15 protein-coding genes and 1 pseudogene are annotated in these 19,666 nt (G+C 72.1%); 11 read left to right on the plus strand and 5 right to left on the minus strand.

Features of this window, described 5'->3' with window-relative positions; genetic code table 11:
* Nucleotides 1–113 precede the first annotated feature (113 nt).
* The 3 genes from OG357_RS29940 (at nucleotide 114) to OG357_RS29950 (ending at nucleotide 3,978) form a co-directional block, all read left to right on the plus strand.
* A complete protein-coding gene (locus tag OG357_RS29940; RefSeq protein ID WP_329624100.1) occupies nucleotides 114–692 on the plus strand; it encodes a TerD family protein in 579 nt (192 codons plus the stop codon).
* Nucleotides 693–836: 144 nt separating this feature from the next.
* Complete coding sequence (locus tag OG357_RS29945) at nucleotides 837–2,720, plus strand: TerD family protein (protein ID WP_329624101.1); 1,884 nt, start codon at nucleotides 837–839, stop codon at nucleotides 2,718–2,720.
* A gap of 232 nt (nucleotides 2,721–2,952) precedes the next feature.
* Complete coding sequence (locus OG357_RS29950; RefSeq protein ID WP_329624102.1) at nucleotides 2,953–3,978, plus strand: TerC family protein; 1,026 nt, start codon at nucleotides 2,953–2,955, stop codon at nucleotides 3,976–3,978.
* Between the two features lie 69 nt (nucleotides 3,979–4,047).
* On the opposite strand, the gene OG357_RS29955 is transcribed toward OG357_RS29950, so the two are convergent.
* The 3 genes from OG357_RS29955 to OG357_RS29965 form a co-directional block, all read right to left on the minus strand.
* Nucleotides 4,048–5,346: an MFS transporter gene (locus OG357_RS29955; protein ID WP_329624103.1), complete on the minus strand. Its 1,299-nt coding sequence runs from the start codon at nucleotides 5,344–5,346 to the stop codon at nucleotides 4,048–4,050.
* Nucleotides 5,347–5,496: 150 nt separating this feature from the next.
* Entirely contained in the window at nucleotides 5,497–6,153 is a 657-nt protein-coding gene (locus OG357_RS29960) for an MBL fold metallo-hydrolase (protein WP_329624104.1), read from the minus strand.
* 38 nt (nucleotides 6,154–6,191) lie between these two features.
* Entirely contained in the window at nucleotides 6,192–6,881 is a 690-nt protein-coding gene (locus tag OG357_RS29965) for a maleylpyruvate isomerase family mycothiol-dependent enzyme (RefSeq protein WP_329624105.1), read from the minus strand.
* 156 nt (nucleotides 6,882–7,037) lie between these two features.
* On the opposite strand from OG357_RS29965, the gene uvrA reads away from it, so the two are divergent.
* Nucleotides 7,038–10,109, plus strand: coding sequence for an excinuclease ABC subunit UvrA (uvrA, locus tag OG357_RS29970; protein ID WP_329624106.1), 3,072 nt, complete (start codon nucleotides 7,038–7,040; stop codon nucleotides 10,107–10,109).
* 120 nt (nucleotides 10,110–10,229) lie between these two features.
* Nucleotides 10,230–10,655, plus strand: a complete 426-nt coding sequence (locus tag OG357_RS29975; protein ID WP_329624107.1) for a Rieske (2Fe-2S) protein — start codon at nucleotides 10,230–10,232, stop codon at nucleotides 10,653–10,655.
* 18 nt (nucleotides 10,656–10,673) lie between these two features.
* On the opposite strand, the gene OG357_RS29980 is transcribed toward OG357_RS29975, so the two are convergent.
* Complete coding sequence (locus tag OG357_RS29980) at nucleotides 10,674–11,603, minus strand: hypothetical protein (protein WP_329624108.1); 930 nt, start codon at nucleotides 11,601–11,603, stop codon at nucleotides 10,674–10,676.
* 235 nt (nucleotides 11,604–11,838) lie between these two features.
* Here OG357_RS29980 and OG357_RS29985 point away from each other — a divergent pair, with 235 nt between their 5' ends.
* Nucleotides 11,839–12,426, plus strand: coding sequence for a papain-like cysteine protease family protein (locus OG357_RS29985; RefSeq protein WP_329624109.1), 588 nt, complete (start codon nucleotides 11,839–11,841; stop codon nucleotides 12,424–12,426).
* 5 nt (nucleotides 12,427–12,431) lie between these two features.
* Nucleotides 12,432–13,208, plus strand: coding sequence for a hypothetical protein (locus tag OG357_RS29990; protein WP_329625740.1), 777 nt, complete (start codon nucleotides 12,432–12,434; stop codon nucleotides 13,206–13,208).
* Nucleotides 13,209–13,813: 605 nt separating this feature from the next.
* Here the strand turns inward: OG357_RS29990 and OG357_RS29995 are convergent.
* A pseudogene (locus tag OG357_RS29995) lies at nucleotides 13,814–14,614 on the minus strand (SDR family NAD(P)-dependent oxidoreductase).
* Between OG357_RS29995 and uvrC the strand changes: the two are divergent.
* The 4 genes from uvrC to whiA are packed head-to-tail and all read left to right on the plus strand — an operon-like array spanning nucleotide 14,613 to nucleotide 19,631.
* Nucleotides 14,613–16,598, plus strand: coding sequence for an excinuclease ABC subunit UvrC (gene uvrC, locus OG357_RS30000; RefSeq protein ID WP_329624110.1), 1,986 nt, complete (start codon nucleotides 14,613–14,615; stop codon nucleotides 16,596–16,598). The pseudogene OG357_RS29995 and the gene uvrC sit on opposite strands and share 2 nt — an antisense overlap.
* Entirely contained in the window at nucleotides 16,595–17,629 is a 1,035-nt protein-coding gene (gene rapZ / locus OG357_RS30005) for an RNase adapter RapZ (protein WP_329624111.1), read from the plus strand. Before uvrC ends, rapZ begins: the two co-directional genes overlap by 4 nt.
* Nucleotides 17,626–18,651 carry a gluconeogenesis factor YvcK family protein gene (locus tag OG357_RS30010; RefSeq protein WP_329624112.1) on the plus strand — a complete coding sequence of 342 codons (1,026 nt, stop codon included), beginning with the start codon at nucleotides 17,626–17,628 and terminating at the stop codon, nucleotides 18,649–18,651. Before rapZ ends, OG357_RS30010 begins: the two co-directional genes overlap by 4 nt.
* The gene (gene whiA, locus OG357_RS30015) at nucleotides 18,642–19,631 is read left to right on the plus strand and encodes a DNA-binding protein WhiA (protein WP_017238652.1); all 990 of its coding nucleotides are present in this window, start codon (nucleotides 18,642–18,644) and stop codon (nucleotides 19,629–19,631) included. The genes OG357_RS30010 and whiA overlap by 10 nt, the downstream gene beginning before the upstream one ends.
* Nucleotides 19,632–19,666 lie beyond the last annotated feature (35 nt).

Raw genomic sequence — 19,666 nt, forward strand, 5'->3', positions numbered from 1 at the left:
ACCGACACAAATCCGGACCGCGGCGCTGCGGTGTCAGTACCTCTGCGTAGGGTGCTGGACAACCGCACGCACCGGACAGCGGGCGCGGGGAACGCAACGAGAGGGGCAAGCGCGTGACGGTCAACATGACCAAGGGTCAGGCCATCAGCCTGGAGAAGCAGGGCGGAGGCAGCCTCAGCCAGGTGCGGATGGGGCTCGGCTGGCAGGCGGCACCGCGCCGCGGTCTCTTCGGCAAGCGCACGCAGGAGATCGACCTGGACGCCTCGGCCGTCCTCTTCGCGGACAAGCAGCCGGTCGACGTGGTCTTCTTCCGTCACCTGGTCAGCGACGACGGCTCGGTCAAGCACACCGGTGACAACCTCGTCGGCGGCGCGGGCCAGGGCGGGGACGACGAGGCGATCCTCGTCGACCTCCAGCGGGTCCCGGTCCACATCGACACGATCGTCTTCACCGTGAACTCCTTCACCGGTCAGACGTTCCAGGAGGTGCAGAACGCCTTCTGCCGGATCGTCGACGAGACGAACGGCCAGGAGCTCGCGCGCTACACCCTCGACGGCGGTGGCAACTACACCGCGCAGATCATGGCGAAGGTGCACCGGGCCGGCTCCGGCTGGCAGATGACCGCCCTGGGCAACCCGGCCAACGGCCGGACGTTCCAGGACCTGATGCCCGCGATCCTGCCGCACCTGTAGGCAGGGCGGCGCAGGACGGCACCCACAGCTCCCGGAGGCAGCAGGCCGCCGGGAGCTGTCCCGCACCACCGCGCACGGCACCACCGCACCACCGCACGTACGTCCGCACCATTCGTACCGGGAACCGCTGAGGGGACAGAGCCGATGACGGCCGAGCTGGTCCGGGGGCAGAACCACCCCCTGCCCGACACCCGACTGGAGATCAGGGTGTCGGCCGGTCACCCGGTCGTCGCCGGAGCCGCCCTCGGCGACGAGCGGGGCAGGGTCCCGGGCGTGGAGTGGGTCGCCCACCCCGTCGCCCCCTCGCTCCCCGGTGTGGACGTCCCCCGGCAGGCCGCGGCCGACCAGCGCCTCGCCGTCGACCTGGCGGCGGTCCCGGACGCCGTCCACCGTGTCTCCGTCCTCCTGGCGCTGCCCGTGGGCGTCGGCGGACCGACCTCCTTCGGGAAGGCCGCCGCCCCCTTCGTCGCCGTCGCCGGACCCGACGGCACCGAGATCGCCAGCTACACGATCACCGGGCTCGACAGCGAGTCCGCCGTCGTCGCCCTGGAGCTGTACCGCCGCCAGGGCGCCTGGAAGGTCCGCGCCATGGGCCAGGGGTACGAGGGCGGTCTCGCCGCCCTCCTCGGCGACCAGGGCCTGGAGCGCCCCGCCGACCTGGCCGCGTCGATCCTGGAGTCGGAGCGGGCCCGCCACGCACCGCTGCCCGACCCCGCTCCCGCCACGGCCACGCACCCGGAGTCGGCCCCTGCCGCCGAGTCCACCCCGGCCGAGCACCGGACCGCGCCGACAGCCGGCGGCCCGATCAGCTACGCCCACCCCCGGCGCCGGACCACCACCCCGGAGCCCGCACCGGCCCCGGCCCCGCAGGGTTCGCAGGCCCCGCAGGGTCCGGCCGTTCCCGTCGCCGGGGACGCGGCCGGCTGGTCCATGGACGAGCGCCTGTACAACCAGGTGTGGGGGATGTTCGAGGACCTGGCCCGTACCGCCGCCGCCTACCGCAGTGCCTGCGACTTCGCGGAGTCCCGGCTCGACCGGGAGCTCGACGAGGTGCTCTCCGACTACCGCGCCCGTGGCGGGGGCGCGAACGACGCCGCGCGGGCAGCCGCCCGCGCCCGCCACGACGAGCTCGTGGAGCGGGCCCAGGAGGTCCTGGACCGGGACCTCGCCCAGCTCGCCGTCGAGTCCGAGGTCGTCGAACCGGCCCTGCCGCCCGCCTACGCCCGCTGGGACAACCCGGTCTGGCACGGCTACCGCCCGCCGGCGGAGGAGCCGATGGCCGTGCGCCTGGGCGACCTCCACCTCCCCGAGCGCGCCGAGCTGCGGATCCCGATGCTCGTCAGGCTCCCGATGGAGCGCGGGCTCTGGGTGGACAGCGGGCGCGGCCGCTCGGAGGCGGCCGGCCTCCTCGACGAGACCGAGCTGAGACGGCTCGCCCTCGACAGCGCGGTCGCGCACGCGGCCCGGCTGCTCGCCGTCCACCCGGCGGGCGGGTTCGCGGTCCACGTCGTCGACGCGGCGGGTGCCGGCGCAGCCGCGCTCGCGCCGCTCGTGGACACCGGTGTGCTCGCCGCCCCGCCCGCCCGGGGCGCGGCCGGCGTCTCGGCGGTGCTGGAGCAGCTCACGGAGCGGGTCGACCTCCTCCAGATGGCCCTGCGGAACGGCGCCGTCGACGCGCTGCCGCCCGGCCTGGACGCGGCCCGGCAGCTCCTGATCGTGCACGACTTCCCGCACGGCTTCGACGACCGGGCGGTCACCCGGCTCCGGTACCTGGCCGACGAGGGCCCCGGGGTCGGCGTCCATCTGCTGATGGTGGCCGACCGGGCGGACGCCTCCGCGTACGGACCGGTGCTCGACCCCCTCTGGCGTTCGCTGCTGCGGCTCACCCCCGTCCCCGACGACCACCTCGCCGATCCGTGGGTCGGTCACGCGTGGTCGTACGAGCCCCCGATGCTGCCGCCGGGCAGCCGGATCCTCCGGCAGGTCCTCGCGCAGGTCGCGGACGCCCGTCCGGCAAAGCGGCCCTGACCTGGTCTCTTGGCGGCTCTTTACCCTGCGCTTTACCTTCTCTTGGGTTTTCGGGTAGTGTTCATGGCGCGGAGGGGAGTACTCCCCATGCGCGGCGTACCCGTCAATACGGACGGATCCTCAGCGATCCGATCCCGGGGCGTCGGCCCGACCGCGGTGTGAGCCGCTCGGGTGGAAGAGACCTCCGGCAGCGACGACGCTGATCAAGTAGCCGTACGACGCCGGAGGCGCAGTGGACGTTTCAATGACCCTGTGGGTGCTGACCATTCTCGGTCTGGTCGCCCTCATCGGAGCCGACTTCTTCATCGGGCGGAAGCCTCATGACGTCTCGGTCAAGGAAGCCGGAATCTGGACGATCGTCTGGGTCGTGCTCGCCGTGCTCTTCGGAGTCGGCCTGCTCGTGTTCGGCAACAGCCAGGCGTCCGGGGAGTTCTTCGCCGGCTACGTCACCGAGAAATCGCTCAGTGTCGACAACCTCTTCGTCTTCATCCTGATCATGGCGAAGTTCTCGGTCCCCTCCCACCTCCAGCAGCGCGTGCTGCTCGTGGGTGTGGTGATCGCCCTGGTCCTCCGCACGATCTTCATCGTCGCGGGCGCCGCGGTCATCGCGAACTTCTCGTGGGTCTTCTACATCTTCGGCGCGTTCCTGATCTACACCGCCTGGAAGCTCATCCAGGAGGCGCGTGCCGACGAGGAAGAGGACGACTGGGAGGAGAATCGTCTCCTCAAGTCCGTCGAGAAGAAGTTCGGCGTCGCCGACAAGTACCACGGCACCAAGCTCTTCATCCGCGTCAACGGCAAGCGCGTCCTGACCCCGCTGATGGTCGTCATGATCGCCATCGGCACCACGGACATCCTCTTCGCCCTCGACTCCATCCCGGCGATCTTCGGCCTGACCCAGGACCCGTACATCGTCTTCACCGCCAACGCCTTCGCCCTCATGGGCCTGCGGCAGCTGTACTTCCTGATCGGCGGCCTGCTCAAGAAGCTGGTCCACCTCAGCTACGGCCTGTCGGTGATCCTCGGCTTCATCGGCGTGAAGCTCGTCCTGCACGCCCTGCACGAGTCCGGGGTGCACGTCCCGGAGATCTCCATCGGGTTCTCGCTCGCGGTCATCGGCGGCGTCCTGGTCGTCACCACGATCACCAGCCTGATCGCCTCCAAGAAGCAGTCGGAGCGAGAGGCTGCCGAGGGCGTCACCGACACCAAGGGTGTCGAGGACGCGGACGGCGTCGAGAAGGACAGCATCGACGCCTGACGCGTCACGCACGGCGACGGCCGGCCAGGGGCACCCGCCCCCGGCCGGCCGTCGCCGTTTCCCGCGCCGTCAGGCGGTCGCCGCCTCCGCCGCCTCCGCTGCCTCCGCCGCCTCGGACCGGTCCGGAAGGGTCTCCGGGAGGAGCGCGAAGCAGCCCAGGCTGATGAGGGCCACCACGGTCAGATAGGCCGCGACGCCCCAGGGCGGGCCCGAGCCGCCGTCCGAGAGGGTGGTGGCGACGATGGGCGTGAGGGCGCCGCCGAGGACGCCCGCGAGGTTGTAGCCGACGGCCGCGCCGGTGCAGCGGACGCGGGGCTCGTAGAGCTCCGGGAGGTACGCGGCGATCACCGCGAACATCGTGATGAAGGCCAGCAGCGAGCCCAGGAAGCCGAGGAACATCAGGAACGGCTCCGCGGTGTGCAGCAGGGCCACCATCGGGAACATCCAGAGCGCGGAGGCCGCGCACCCCGCGAGGCACATCGGGCGGCGGCCCCAGCGGTCGGCGAGGAGGGCCATGAAGGGAGTGGCCGCGCCCTTGATCGCCACCGCGGCCATCACGCACGTCAGCATGACCGTGCTGCTCACCCCGAGCTGCTCCGTGCCGTAGGCCAGGGCCCAGGTGGAGACCGTGTAGAACACCGCGTACCCGACGGCGAGCGCCCCGGCCGTCAGCAGCACGAGCCGCCAGTGATCGCGGACGATCTCGGCCAGCGGGGCGCTCGCCCGCCGTCCCGACGCGGACAGCTCCTCGAACTGCGGGGTCTCCGCGAGAGAGGACCGCAGCAGCAGCCCGGCCGCCGCGAGGACTCCCGCCGCCCAGAACGGCACCCGCCAGCCCCAGGACCGGAAGTCCGCGTCGCTCAGGCCCGCCGTGAGCGCCAGCATCACCCCGTTCGCGAGGAGGAAGCCGACCGCCGGGCCGATCTGCGGGAAGCTCGCCCACAGCGCGCGCCGGTTCGCCGGCGCGTGCTCGGCGGTGAGCAGGACGGCGCCGCCCCACTCGCCGCCGAGGCCGAGGCCCTGGAGGAACCGGAGGGTCAGCAGGAGCAGCGGCGCGGCGATGCCGAGCGTCTCGTACGTGGGGACGCAGCCGACCGCGACGGTCGCACAGCCGGTCAGGAGCAGCGAGGCGAAGAGGACCGGCCGGCGGCCGTACCGGTCGCCGACGTGCCCGAAGAGGACCGAGCCCAGGGGGCGGGCGACGAAGCCGATGGCGAAGGTGCCGAAGGCGGCCAGGGTCCCGGCGAGCGGGGAGAAGGTCGGGAAGAAGAGCGGCCCGAGGACGAGGGCGGCGGCGGTCCCGTAGACGAAGAAGTCGAAGAACTCGATGGCGGTGCCGACGAGCGAGGCGGTGGCGAGCCGGAGCATCGAAGGAGGAGCGGGCGGAGCCGGGGGAGCGGTCGGCGACGGAGAGTGACTGGGGCGCATGTGGCGCCAACTACCCCGCGGCCGTCCGGGTTACGGGGGCGTACGGAAGCGCGCGGCCGGTGAGCCGCGCGCTGTCGGTGCGGCGGCGGCTCACCAGCCGCGCTCGCGCCACTCCGCGAGGTGCGGGCGCTCGTCACCGAGCGTGGTGTCCTTGCCGTGGCCCGGGTAGACCCAGGACTCGTCCGGCAGGGCGGCGAAGAGCTTGGTCTCCACGTCGTGGATCAGGCTCGCGAAGGCCTCCGGGTCCTTCCAGGTGTTGCCCACCCCGCCGGGGAAGAGGCAGTCGCCGGTGAAGACGTGCGGGTGGCCGTGCGGGTCGTCGTAGACGAGGGCGATCGAGCCGGGGGTGTGCCCGACCAGCCGGCGGGCGGTCAGCTCGACCCGGCCCACCCGGACCGTGTCGCCGTCCTCGACCGGCACGTCGGTGGCGACCGGGATGCCCTCCGCGTCGTACGCCCCGGCGTAGGTCCGGGCACCGGTCGCGGCGACGACCTCCGCGAGGGCCTGCCAGTGGTCGCCGTGCCGGTGGGTGGTGACGACGGCCTTGATGCCGTCGTCACCGATCAGCGTGAGCAGTGTGTCGGCGTCGTTGGCCGCATCGATCAGCAGCTGTTCGCCGGTCGCCCGGCAGCGCAGCAGGTACGCGTTGTTGTCCATCGGGCCGACCGAGACCTTCGAGATCATCAGGTCCGTCAGCTCGTGCACGTCCGCCGGTCCGCCGACCTTCACACTTCCGCTGTACGTCATGGGCTCAGCCTAGCTCCGCCCACCGACAACAGAGGGGGCTACAGCGCCGGGAGCTCCGGGAGCGGGCCGCCCTCGGTCTTGAGGGCGGAGCCGTCGCGGCGGCCGGCGAGCCAGCCGAGGAGCTCGGGGGCGGGGCCGGTCACGGTGACCTCGGCGCCCTCGCCGGAACCGGTGGTCCAGGTGCCCGTGCCCGCCGTCGCCACGATCCGGGTCGGCGGCACGGTCGCGTTGCCCGTGAAGCGCTCCGCGAGGAAGTCGATCTCCCGCTGGACGAACTCCTCGGGCAGGTCCTCCAGCTCGTAGCCGACGCCCAGGTCGACGTGGTGCAGGGCCACCTCCACCCAGCGGCGGAAGGGGATCCGGGAGGCGCTGTCCGTGACGCCGTTGCGGAGCTCGACGGTGCGGCTCCAGTCGGCGGGCTCGGCGCCGGCGGCCTGGAAGCCGTCGCCGCTCTCGCGCAGGTCGGCGAGCTGGACGGCGAGGGGGCGGCCCGCGTCGCGCTCGATGTCGGCGTCGCGGGTCGCGGCGTCCGCGTACATGGGACGGCCCTGGAGGACGTTCACCAGAGCGTCGGCGTTCCGGGCGATGTGGGCCAGTACATGGCCGCGCGTCCAGCCGGGAAGCCGTGACGGCTCGGCCGTCGCCGCGTTGTCCCAGGAGGCGGCTGCGTCCAGCAGCCGGTCGGTCGCTGCTTTGACAGAGGCGAGATCACGTTCGTGGTCGATCATGGCGCCGACCCTAGCGCCGCCACTCGTTCGGGTGAAGCGGTCTCCACGAGGCCGGAAATCGAATGTGCGTGCTATAGGCTCGACGGAAGCATCCGGCATCCTTGGTTGTTGGGTGTGTCAGGCACATCCGCTCTCTCAAGAAAGGTGCGGACCGGCGTGACCGACCGTCTCATCGTTCGTGGCGCTCGCGAGCACAATCTCAAGAACGTCTCGCTCGACCTCCCGCGTGACTCCCTCATCGTCTTCACCGGGCTCTCGGGATCGGGCAAGTCCTCCCTCGCGTTCGACACGATCTTCGCCGAGGGGCAGCGCCGGTACGTCGAGTCGCTCTCCTCCTACGCCCGGCAGTTCCTCGGCCAGATGGACAAGCCGGACGTCGACTTCATCGAAGGTCTGTCGCCCGCCGTCTCCATCGACCAGAAGTCGACCTCGCGCAACCCGCGCTCGACGGTCGGCACCATCACGGAGGTCTACGACTACCTCCGCCTGCTCTTCGCCCGCATCGGCAAGCCGCACTGTCCCGAGTGCCGCCGGCCGATCTCCCGCCAGTCGCCGCAGGCCATCGTCGACAAGGTCCTGGAGCTCCCCGAGGGCAGCCGCTTCCAGGTCCTCTCGCCGCTCGTGCGCGAGCGGAAGGGCGAGTTCGTCGACCTCTTCGCCGACCTCCAGACCAAGGGCTACAGCCGTGCCCGGGTCGACGGCGTGACCATTCAGCTGAGCGAGCCGCCGACGCTGAAGAAGCAGGAGAAGCACACGATCGAGGTGGTCGTCGACCGCCTCACCGTGAAGGACAGTGCCAAGCGCCGGCTCACCGACTCCGTCGAGACCGCGCTCGGACTCTCCGGCGGCATGGTCGTGCTCGACTTCGTCGACCTCCCCGAGGACGACCCCGAGCGCGAGCGGATGTACTCGGAGCACCTCTACTGCCCGTACGACGACCTGTCGTTCGAGGAGCTGGAGCCGCGCTCCTTCTCCTTCAACTCGCCCTTCGGGGCCTGCCCCGACTGCACCGGCATCGGCACGCGCATGGAGGTCGACCCCGAGCTGATCGTCCCGGACGAGGACAAGTCGCTCGACGAGGGGGCCATCCACCCCTGGTCGCACGGCCACACCAAGGAGTACTTCGGCCGGCTCATCGGCGGTCTCGCCCAGGCCCTCGGCTTCCGCACGGACCTCCCGTACGCGGGGCTGCCGCAGCGCGCCAAGAAGGCCCTGATGCACGGCCACAAGACCCAGGTCGAGGTCCGCTACCGCAACCGGTACGGGCGGGAGCGGGCGTACACCACCCCGGCCTTCGAGGGCGCCGTCTCCTTCGTCAAGCGGCGGCACAGCGAGGCCGAGAGCGACTCCAGCCGCGAGCGCTTCGAGGGCTACATGCGCGAGGTGCCCTGCCCCACCTGTGAGGGCACCCGCCTCAAGCCGATCGTCCTCGCGGTCACGGTCATGGACCGGTCCATCGCCGAGGTCTCCGCGATGTCCATCAGCGACTGCGCCGAGTTCCTCTCCCGGCTGACCCTCAACGACCGAGACAAGAAGATCGCCGAGCGGGTCCTCAAGGAGGTCAACGAGCGGCTGCGCTTCCTCGTCGACGTCGGCCTCGACTACCTCTCCCTCAACCGGGCCGCCGGCACGCTCTCCGGCGGCGAGGCCCAGCGCATCCGGCTCGCCACCCAGATCGGCTCCGGCCTCGTCGGCGTGCTGTACGTGCTCGACGAGCCGTCCATCGGCCTGCACCAGCGCGACAACCACCGGCTCATCGAGACCCTGGTCCGGCTCCGCGACATGGGGAACACGCTCATCGTCGTCGAGCACGACGAGGACACCATCAAGGTCGCGGACTGGGTCGTCGACATCGGCCCCGGCGCCGGCGAGCACGGCGGCAAGGTCGTCCACTCCGGTCCCCTGAAGGAGCTCCTCGCCAACGAGGAGTCGATCACCGGGCAGTACCTGTCCGGCCGCAGGGCGATCCCCACCCCGGACATCCGCCGCCCCGTGGACCCGGGCCGACGGCTCACCGTGCACGGTGCCCGCGAGAACAACCTGCAGGACATCGACGTCTCCTTCCCGCTGGGCGTCCTCACGGCCGTCACGGGCGTCTCCGGCTCCGGCAAGTCGACCCTGGTCAACGACATCCTCTACACCCACCTGGCGCGCGAGCTGAACGGCGCCAAGTCGGTGCCCGGCCGTCACACGCGCGTGGACGGCGACGACCTCGTCGACAAGGTCGTGCACGTCGACCAGTCGCCGATCGGCCGCACCCCGCGGTCGAACCCGGCGACCTACACCGGCGTCTTCGACCACGTCCGCAAGCTCTTCGCCGAGACGATGGAGGCCAAGGTCCGGGGCTACCTGCCCGGCCGGTTCTCCTTCAACGTCAAGGGCGGCCGCTGCGAGAACTGCTCCGGCGACGGCACGATCAAGATCGAGATGAACTTCCTCCCGGACGTCTACGTCCCGTGCGAGGTCTGCCACGGCGACCGGTACAACCGGGAGACCCTGGAGGTCCACTACAAGGGCAAGTCCATCGCCGAGGTCCTGAACATGCCGATCGAGGAGGCCCTCGGCTTCTTCGAGGCCGTCCCGACCATCGCCCGCCACCTGCGCACGCTCAACGAGGTCGGCCTCGGGTACGTCCGGCTCGGACAGTCGGCGCCGACGCTCTCGGGCGGCGAGGCGCAGCGCGTGAAGCTCGCCTCCGAGCTCCAGAAGCGCTCGACGGGCCGCACCGTCTACGTCCTGGACGAGCCGACCACGGGTCTGCACTTCGAGGACATCTCGAAGCTGATCACGGTCCTCTCCGGCCTGGTCGACAAGGGGAACTCGGTGATCGTCATCGAGCACAACCTCGATGTCATCAAGACCGCGGACTGGCTCATCGACATGGGTCCCGAGGGTGGCAACGGCGGCGGCCTGGTCGTCGCCGAGGGCACGCCCGAGGAGGTCGCCTCGGTGTCGACCAGCCACACCGGCAAGTTCCTCCGCGAGATCCTCGGCGCGGACCGGATCAGCGACGCGGGCGGGACCGTCCCGGCGGCGCGCGGAGCGAAGAAGGCGGCGGCCAAGAAGGCCCCCGCCAAGAAGTCCGCCGCCCCGGCGAAGAAGACGGCCACCAAGGCGGCGGCGAAGGCCACCGCCACGAAGGCCACCGCCACGAAGGCCACCGCCACGAAGGCCGCGGCCACGAAGGCCACCGCCACGAAGGCGACGGCCCGAGCCCGCAAGGCCTGACGCGGAGGCGGGGCCCCACCCGGGGCCCCGCCTCACGACAGGCCCGGGCGACAGCCCGCGGAAGCCCGCCGGTATCGTCGGTTCGGTCACGCCTTGCCCCGATCGCACCGTGGAGCGCTCATGTCCGGCCAGTCCAGCCGCCGCACCGTACTGAAGAGTGCCGCCCTCGCCGGCGCCGCCGGGCTGGGAGTCGCCGCCTGCTCCACCGAGTCGAAGCTCGGCCACGCCGAGGTCCCGACCCCGACCGCCCCCGTCACCCTCGGGGCCCCGGACGAGATCCCGGTCGGCGGCGCCAAGCTCTACCGCGAGCAGCGGGTCCTGGTGAGCTGCCCGGCCAAGGGCCAGTACAAGGCGTTCAGCGCCCAGTGCACCCACGCCGGCTGCGTCCTCGACAAGATCGAGAACAACGAGGGCAACTGCCCCTGCCACGGCAGCCGCTTCGACGTGACGACCGGCAAGGCACTCCAGGGCCCGGCCACGGTTCCGCTCCCCGCGGTCCCGGTCCGCGTCGAGAACGGCAAGCTGGTCGCCGGACCCGAGGCCTGAGCCTCCGGCTCCCTCCCCTCACGACCAGTCCCAGTCGATCCCCAGGATCCCCGGGCGCACCCCCTGCTCCACGAGGTGCACCGTGCGGTGCCTGCCGCTCAGCGTCAGCTCCGCCCGGCCCCCGCGCGGCGCGCCCGCCGAGGTCTGGGCGAACCTCCGGCACCGCACCGGAAGCGCCGCCTCGTCGAAGTGCACCTGAAGCACGTACTGCCCGCCGGCGAAGCTGAACCCGCGCACGTACTCCCCGCTCGGACCCGCCGTGCCGTCCTCGAACCCGTACGAGAACAGGTGCGTGTCCCCGGCCCGCAGCCGCGCGTCGAAGAGCAGCTCCGCGACCACCACGCCCGTCCCGGCATGCCACCGCACCCGCCCGGTGCGGCAGTTCTCCACGGCCCGCACCACCACCCGGGACGGATCGCACCCCGGATCCCCGTGGTGGATGGCCAGATACCGGTCGACCCCGTCCCGGTGCGCCCGCACGACGTGCTGCGACTCGCGCCCCACCAGCTCCCGCGCCGCCCCGACCCGTACCCGCTCGTGGTGCCCCACCGTGTGCAGCCCGCCGTCCGCCGGCGACTCCAGCTCCGCGAGCAGCTCCTCGACCGACCCGGACGCCTCCACCAGTGAGCGATACGACCGGCCCGCCGGGCGCTCCACCTCGGCCCGGCCGGCCGCGTCCTCCGACAGGAGCCGGAGCAGCGAGTTCCCGGGCAGCTGGAGCACCTCCTCCAGTGCGCGCACGGCCTTCAGGGACTCCGGCCGCTGCGGCCGCCGGGCGCCCTGCTGCCAGTAGCTCAGGCTCGTCACGCCGACCCTGATGCCCCGGTGCGCCAGATGGTGCTGGACCCGCTGGAGCGGCAGCCCGCGCACGGCGAGCGCCGTGCGCAGCGCCAGATGGAAGGGGCCGGTGTGCAGCAGCTGCACCAGATCGGCCTCGGTGTGGCTCACGAGGGCTCCTCAGTGAACGTTCACGACGGGGGAGCGGACCGTCGCGCCGCGAGCGGTGTGCGGGCAGGTGGGCCGAGGGCGTCCGTTCACACCCGGGTCACACCGTTCACAGTCCGATGTCACCCCGCATTGAAGCGTGTTGACCCGCTCCCGACAACGGCCGATGCTCCTGACCAGCGTCCGGACGCGCTCCTCCACTCCCCACATCCCCACCCCCCTCCACGGGAGGAACGCGATGCGCAGCAGGAAACTGTCCCTCGCGGCACTCGCCGCAGCCGCCCTCTTCCTCGTCCCCACCACCTCGGCGTCCGCCGCGCCGGCAGGTGAGGACGTCTCCGCCCTCGGCTCCAAGCAGCTGAACATCACCATGCAGGCACAGCAGAAGACCAACTGGTGCTGGGCCGCCGCCGGCAACACCATCGCCACCTGGTTCGGCCGCAACTACAGCCAGAACCAGTTCTGCAACGCCGCCTTCAACCGCCAGCAGGGCTACGACTGCCCCAACAACCAGGCCACCCTCGGCAACGTCCAGACCGGACTCAGCTGGGCGGGCGTCAACCCCGGCTCGTACGTGACCGGCTGGCTGCGCTACCCGACCGTGCAGACCGAGATCAACGCGAACCGGCCCATCGAGACCCGCATCCAGTGGTCCAGCGGCGGCGGTCACATGCACGTGATCTACGGCTACGACGACGCCAACAGCTGGGTCTACTGGGGCGACCCGTGGCCCTCCAGCGACCGCTACAACTGGGCCTCGCACGCCTGGTACGTCAACAACAACTCCTTCTCCTGGACCCACTCGCTCTACCGGATCGGGGCGTGACGACGATGAACGGACGTGCCATCGGCGCCGGTCTGCTGACCACCGCCGCCCTCGTCGCCCTCGGGGCGCTCCCGGCCGCCGCCGCGGAGAGCCTGCCGGCCGCGCCGACCCCCGAACAGGCCGCCTCCGCGCCGCAGACCCTGGACACCCTGTCTCGGTTCTTCGCCCGGGACGGGGCGCTCGCCCGCTCGGCGGCCGCCCCGCGCGTCGAGGGCGGATCCGTGCCGGTACGGATCCTCTCCCCGGACTTCGTCGCCGGGAAGGCGGGGGCGCCGGTCGCCCGCGTCGAGTTCCGGGCCAGCCGGGCCGTCGCCTCGGACGGCCAGAAGGCCTCGCTGTGGACGGTGAAGCAGCCGGGCGGCTGGCAGGTCGTGAACATCGCCACCGGCGACGACGAGATCCGGTACGCCGAGCAGGGCGGGCGCGTGCTGCCCGGCGGCGTCGTCTTCCGGGAACCGCAGATCGACGCCTGGTACGTCCAGAAGGGGGCGAAGGTGCTGCCGCTGGACGAGGACGCGGTGCGGGCGGTCGGGAAGAACGGGACGAGTCTGGCCTCGTACCGGGAGCGGGTCGCTCGCGACTACGGGGACAAGCTGCCGGGCTCGGCGTACGCGAAGAAGGGCGCGGCGGGCGGGTACGCGCCGGGCGTGGCCGCACCAGTGCCTCACGAGGAGCCCGCCGTCACGGTGGCCTCCACCGCGGCGGGCGCGGGGGCGGTCCTGGCGCTCGCCCTGATCGGCACGACGGCGATACGCCGCCGCCGCGCGCACCAGGAGCCCTGAGCCGCCACCCGGTTGCGGCACGGAGCCCGGGGGAGCCGCCACTCGGTCGCATCGCGCCGCCCGGGAGCGCTGAGCCGCCCCCGCGCCCGGCACGGGCCGCCCCGCCCCCCCCGCCGTGGGAGGTACGGGCGTGCCGCCCCGCCCCCCGTTGTGGGAGGTACGGGCGGTGCCGCCCCGCCCCCCGTTGTGGGAGGTACGGGCGGTGCCGCCCCGCCCCCCGTTGTGGGCATTCGTCCCGCTGGGGCGGGACGGGTGGGCACAACGGGACGGCGCCCCTTGCCGGGCCTAGGCTTCCGGGCCTGGACCCGCACCATGTGCGCGCCGCGCTCGTGGTGCGGGTAGGCGCAGGGAGCGGAGGCGCCCGCGAAGGGCGCCGTCCCGTGTGCCCACCCGTCCCGCCCAGCGGGACGATTGCCCACACGGGGGGTGGGTGCGGCGCACGCGGGGGTGGGTGACGTCCTGCGGGGTGCGGGTCCCCGCGAGGGTGGGAACGTCCTGCGGGCCGCGGGTTTCCGCCGGGGGCCAACGCCCTGCGCGGTGCGGGTCCACGCAGGTGGGCGGAGTGCGGGCAGCCTTCGGGGGCCGCCGGGCGTGGGGGCGGGCGGTCAGCGGGACAGGTAGCCGCCGTCTACCGGGAGGATCGCGCCTGTGATGAAGGACGCTTCGTCCGAGGCCAGGAAGAGGATCGCGGCCGCCACCTCCTCCGGCGTGCCGAAGCGGGCCATCGGGTGGGCCCGGAGGACCTCCGAGAGGTACTCCGGGCCGCCGGGCTCCACGCGGGCGGCCGCGACCCGCTCCGTCTCGATCGTGCCCGGGGCCACCGCGTTCACCCGGATCCCGCGCTCCGCCCACTCCACCGCCAGGTGCTAGGTGAGCCCGCTCGCCACGAACTTCGCCGGGCCGTAGACCGCCTGCCGTGCCTGCCCGGCGACCCCCGAGATCGACGACGTGCACACGATCGCCCCGCCGCCCGAGACGAGCATCGCCTCGATCGCGTACTTGCAGGTCAGGAACATGCCCCGGCCGTCGACGGCCATGACCGCGTCGAAGTCCGCCGGCTCGGCCTCCGTGATGTCGAGGAGCGGGATGACGCCGGCGTTGGCCACGAGCACGTCGAGCCGTCCGAAGCGCTCCACCGCGGTTTCGATCATCCGCCGGGCGTCCTCCACAAGGGAGACGTCGCCGATCACGGGGACGACCCCCTCCAGCGTCGCGAGACCGTCCCCGTCGAGGTCCGCGGCCACGACCCGTGCCCCCTCGGAGAGGAAACGCTTCGTCGTCGCCCGGCCGATCCCGCTCGCCGCGCCCGTGATCACACACACCCGTCCCGCCAGCTGATTCGCCATGCTTCGCCAACGAGCGCGCGAGGCCGGAGTGTCGGTCCCCGCCAGTAGGGTGGGGAGCATGGCAGACCCCTCCAGCTACCGCCCCAAGCCGGGGCAGATCCCCGACTCGCCGGGGGTCTACAAATTCCGCGACGAGCACCGCCGGGTGATCTACGTCGGCAAGGCGAAGTCCCTGCGTCAGCGGCTGGCGAACTACTTCCAGCCGCTCGTGAGCCTGCACCCGCGCACGGCCACCATGGTGACGACCGCCGCCTCCCTGGAGTGGACCGTCGTCTCGACCGAGGTCGAGGCGCTCCAGCTGGAGTACTCCTGGATCAAGGAGTACGACCCCCGGTTCAACGTGAAGTACCGGGACGACAAGAGTTATCCGTACCTCGCGGTCACGCTCGACGAGGAGTTCCCGCGCGTCCAGGTCCTGCGCGGCCACAAGAAGAAGGGCGTGCGCTACTTCGGGCCGTACGCGCACGCGTGGGCGATCCGCGAGACCGTCGACCTGATGCTGCGGGTCTTCCCGGTGCGGACCTGCTCGGCGGGGGTCTTCCGGAACGCCGCTTCGGCCGGCCGCCCCTGTCTCCTCGGCTACATCGGCAAGTGCTCGGCGCCCTGCGTCGGCCGCGTCACACCCGACGAGCACCGCGAACTGGCCGAGGAGTTCTGCGACTTCATGGCCGGCCGCACCGGCACGTACATCCGCCGGCTCGAGAAGCAGATGATGATCGCCGCCGAGGACATGGAGTACGAGAAGGCCGCCCGGCTCCGTGACGACATAGAGGCCCTGCGCCGGGCCATGGAGAAGAGCGCGGTCGTCCTCGCCGATGCCACGGACGCCGACCTGATCGCCCTCGCCGAGGACGAGCTGGAAGCCGCCGTCCAGATCTTCCACGTGCGCGGCGGACGTGTGCGTGGCCAGCGCGGCTGGGTCACCGACAAGGTCGAGGCCGTCGACACGGCCGGGCTCGTCGAGCACGCGATCCAGCAGCTGTACGGGGAGGAGAGCGGCGACACGGTCCCCAAGGAGGTCCTGGTCCCGGCGCTGCCGGAGGACACCGAGGCCGTCACCGCCTGGCTCGCCGGCCGGCGCGGCTCCAACGTCTCGCTGCGGATCCCGCAGCGCGGCGACAAGAAGGACCTGATGGCGATGGTCGCGCGCAACGCGCAGCAGGCGCTCGTCCTGCACAAGACCAAGCGCGCCAGCGACCTGACCACCCGCTCCCGGGCCCTGGAGGAGATCGCCGACGCCCTGGACCTGGACTCGGCGCCGCTGCGGATCGAGTGCTTCGACATCTCGCACCTGCAGGGTGAGGACGTCGTGGCCTCGATGGTCGTCTTCGAGGACGGGCTGCCCCGCAAGAGCGAGTACCGCCGCTTCCAGATCAAGGGCTTCGAGGGCCAGGACGACGTCCGCTCGATGCACGAGGTGATCAGCCGCCGCTTCAAGCGCTATCTCGCCGAGAAGGAGAAGACCGGCGAGTGGGTCGACGGGGACGGGGCCGATGGCGAGGTGCCGGCCGAGGACGACGGGCGGCCCAAGCGCTTCGCGTACCCGCCTCAGCTCCTGGTGGTCGACGGCGGGCAGCCGCAGGTCGCCGCCGCCCGGCGCGCCCTCGACGAGCTCGGCATCACCGACATCGCGGTCTGCGGGCTCGCCAAGCGCCTGGAGGAGGTCTGGCTCCCCGGCGACGACGACCCGGTGGTGCTGCCCCGCTCCAGCGAGGGCCTCTACCTCCTCCAGCGGGTACGTGACACGGCTCACGACTTCGCCATCCGCTACCAGCGCTCCAAGCGGACGAAACGCATCCGGACCAGCCCCCTGGACGCCGTCCCCGGCCTCGGCGACACACGGAAACAGGCGTTGATCAAGCATTTCGGCTCGGTGAAGCGGCTCCGGCAGGCGACAATCGAGCAGATCTGCGAGGTCCCCGGCATGGGCCGGAAGACCGCGGAATCGGTGGTCGTGGCCCTCGCCCAGGCGGCCCCGGCCGCACCCGCCGTGAACACGGCGACAGGAGAGATCATGGAAGACGACGGGGGCGGCACGGCATGACCGCGCAAGAGCAGCACAGCGACCAGCCGGACGAGAACGACCGGAACGATCAGCAGGACCAGCAGGCACAGCAGGACCCGCAGGACCAGAACGACCAGCACGACCGAGACGGAGCAGGACACGTGAGTACGGGCACGAAGGAGACCCCCGGCGACAACGGCGCCGAGGCGGCCATTCCCGAGCTGGTGATCATCTCCGGCATGTCCGGAGCCGGCCGGTCCACCGCGGCGAAGTGCCTGGAGGACCTCGGCTGGTTCGTCGTGGACAATCTGCCGCCCGCGCTGATCCCCACCATGGTGGAGCTCGGCGCCCGCTCCCAGGGCAACGTCGCCCGGATCGCCGTCGTCGTGGACGTCCGCGGCCGGCAGTTCTTCGACAACCTCAGGGAGTCCCTGGCCGACCTCGACTCCAAGCAGGTCACCCGCCGGATCGTCTTCCTGGAGTCGTCCGACGACGCCCTGGTCCGGCGCTTCGAGTCGGTCCGCAGGCCGCACCCCCTCCAGGGCGACGGCCGGATCACCGACGGCATCGCCGCCGAGCGGGACCTGCTGCGCGAGCTGCGCGGCGACGCCGACCTGGTGATCGACACCTCCAGCCTCAACGTCCACGAGCTGCGCGCCAAGATGGACGCCCAGTTCGCCGGGGACGATGAGCCCGAGCTCCGGGCCACCGTCATGTCCTTCGGCTTCAAGTACGGCCTGCCCGTCGACGCCGACCTCGTCGTCGACATGCGCTTCCTGCCGAACCCCCACTGGGTCCCCGAGCTGCGCCCCTTCACCGGCCTCAACGAGGAGGTGTCGAACTACGTCTACAACCAGCCCGGCGCCAAGGAGTTCCTGGACCGCTACACGGAGCTCCTCCAGCTGATCGCCGCGGGCTACCGCCGTGAGGGCAAGCGGTACGTGACCATCGCCGTGGGCTGCACCGGCGGCAAGCACCGCTCCGTCGCCACCGCCGAGCGGCTCGCCGCCCGCATCGCCGCCGAAGGGGTCGAGACCGTCGTCGTGCACCGGGACATGGGGCGCGAGTGAAGCCGTACCGTCGCCGCGCCTCCACCCTCACGCCGCGGCGCGCGCTCCGCAGGCGCGGCGCCCAGCCGAAGGTCGTCGCGCTGGGCGGCGGCATGGGCCTGTCGGCCTCCCTGGCCGCCCTCCGCCGGATCACCGGCGACCTCACCGCCGTCGTCACCGTCGCCGACGACGGGGGCTCCAGCGGCCGGCTCCGGGAGGAGCTCGGCGTGCTGCCCCCTGGCGACCTGCGCAAGGCGCTCGCCGCGCTCTGTGGGGACGACGACTGGGGCCAGACCTGGGCCCGGGTGATCCAGCACCGCTTCCAGTCCAAGGGCGAGATGCACGGTCACGCCGTCGGCAATCTGCTGATCGTCGCCCTCTGGGAGCAGCTCGGCGATCCCGTGCAGGCCCTGGACCTGGTGGGCAGGCTGCTCGGCGCCCAGGGCCGGGTGCTGCCCATGTCCGCCGTACCGCTGGAGCTCCAGGCCCTGGTCAAGGGGCACGACCCGGAGCGGCCGGACGACGTGGACACCGTGTGCGGTCAGGCGACGGTGGCGCTCACCCCGGGTGACGTGCAGTCCGTCCACCTCGTGCCGCACGACCCGCCGGCCGTGCCCGAGGCGGTCGCGGCCGTGCTCGACGCGGACTGGGTGGTCGTGGGTCCGGGCTCCTGGTTCTCCTCCGTGATCCCGCACCTTCTCGTGCCCGAAATCCTCGACGCGCTCGTGGAGACGAAGGCCCGGAAGGTGCTCTCGCTGAACCTCGCTCCGCAACCCGGAGAAACAGAGGGCTTCTCTCCGCAGCGTCATTTGGAGGTTTTGGGACGACACGCCCCTAAACTCGCCCTGGACGTGGTGCTCGCCGACGAGGCTGCCGTGCCCGATCGCGAGTCCCTCGCCGATGCCGCCAAGCGGCTCGGTGCCGCGGTCGAGCTGGCGCCGGTGGCCGGGCCCGACGGCTCCGCGAAGCATGACCCGGAGCTGTTGGCCGCCGCGTACGACCGTATTTTTCGGATGCATGGAAGGATCGGCCCATGGCGATGACGGCAGCGGTGAAGGACGAGATCTCCCGGCTTCCCGTCACCCGGACCTGCTGCAGGAAGGCAGAGGTCTCGTCGATCCTGCGGTTCGCGGGCGGGCTGCACCTGGTGAGCGGCCGCATCGTGATCGAGGCGGAGCTGGACACGGCGATGGCGGCGCGCCGCCTGAAGCGGGACATTCTGGAGATCTTCGGACACAGTTCCGAACTGATCGTGATGGCCCCCGGCGGGCTGCGGCGCGGCTCGCGCTTCGTGGTGCGGGTGGTGGCAGGCGGCGACCAGCTGGCCCGCCAGACGGGCCTCGTGGACGGCAGGGGCCGCCCCATCCGGGGTCTCCCCCCGCAGGTGGTCTCCGGCGCGACCTGTGACGCGGAGGCGGCCTGGCGCGGCGCCTTCCTCGCCCACGGCTCGCTGACCGAGCCCGGCAGGTCCTCCTCGCTGGAGGTCACCTGCCCGGGACCGGAGGCGGCGCTCGCCCTGGTCGGCGCGGCCCGCCGGCTCTCCATCGCGGCGAAGGCCCGCGAGGTGCGGGGCGTGGACCGGGTCGTCGTCCGCGACGGCGACGCGATCGGCGCCCTGCTGACCCGGCTGGGCGCGCACGAGTCGGTGCTGGCCTGGGAGGAGCGGCGGATGCGGCGCGAGGTCCGCGCCACCGCCAACCGCCTGGCCAACTTCGACGACGCCAACCTGCGCCGCTCGGCGCGCGCCGCGGTGGCCGCGGGGGCCCGGGTGCAGCGCGCCCTGGAGATTCTCGCGGAGGAGGTGCCCGAGCACCTCGCCGCCGCGGGCCGGCTCCGCATGGAGCACAAGCAGGCCTCCCTGGAGGAGCTGGGCGCGCTCGCCGACCCGCCGCTGACGAAGGACGCGGTGGCCGGGCGGATCCGCCGGCTGCTCGCGATGGCGGACAAGCGGGCGCAGGACCTGGGCATTCCCGGGACCGAGTCCAACCTGACCGAGGAGCTCGACGACAGCCTCGTCGGCTGACCGGACCGGTCGAGCGTCCGGAATCCCGAACTCCG

The sequence above is a fragment of the Streptomyces sp. NBC_01255 genome (assembly GCF_036226445.1).
Taxonomy (GTDB): Bacteria; Actinomycetota; Actinomycetes; order Streptomycetales; family Streptomycetaceae; genus Streptomyces.

Bases quoted from the DNA above. Each gene is read 5' to 3' on its own strand.
- OG357_RS29945 (WP_329624101.1), top strand. From the start codon at position 837: ATGACGGCCGAGCTGGTCCGGGGGCAGAACCACCCCCTGCCCGACACC.
- OG357_RS29955 (WP_329624103.1), bottom strand. From the start codon at position 5,346: ATGCTCCGGCTCGCCACCGCCTCGCTCGTCGGCACCGCCATCGAGTTC.
- OG357_RS29960 (WP_329624104.1), bottom strand. From the start codon at position 6,153: ATGACGTACAGCGGAAGTGTGAAGGTCGGCGGACCGGCGGACGTGCAC.
- OG357_RS29965 (WP_329624105.1), bottom strand. From the start codon at position 6,881: ATGATCGACCACGAACGTGATCTCGCCTCTGTCAAAGCAGCGACCGAC.
- OG357_RS29975 (WP_329624107.1), top strand. From the start codon at position 10,230: ATGTCCGGCCAGTCCAGCCGCCGCACCGTACTGAAGAGTGCCGCCCTC.
- OG357_RS29985 (WP_329624109.1), top strand. From the start codon at position 11,839: ATGCGCAGCAGGAAACTGTCCCTCGCGGCACTCGCCGCAGCCGCCCTC.
- OG357_RS29990 (WP_329625740.1), top strand. From the start codon at position 12,432: ATGAACGGACGTGCCATCGGCGCCGGTCTGCTGACCACCGCCGCCCTC.
- uvrC (WP_329624110.1), top strand. From the start codon at position 14,613: ATGGCAGACCCCTCCAGCTACCGCCCCAAGCCGGGGCAGATCCCCGAC.
- rapZ (WP_329624111.1), top strand. From the start codon at position 16,595: ATGACCGCGCAAGAGCAGCACAGCGACCAGCCGGACGAGAACGACCGG.
- whiA (WP_017238652.1), top strand. From the start codon at position 18,642: ATGGCGATGACGGCAGCGGTGAAGGACGAGATCTCCCGGCTTCCCGTC.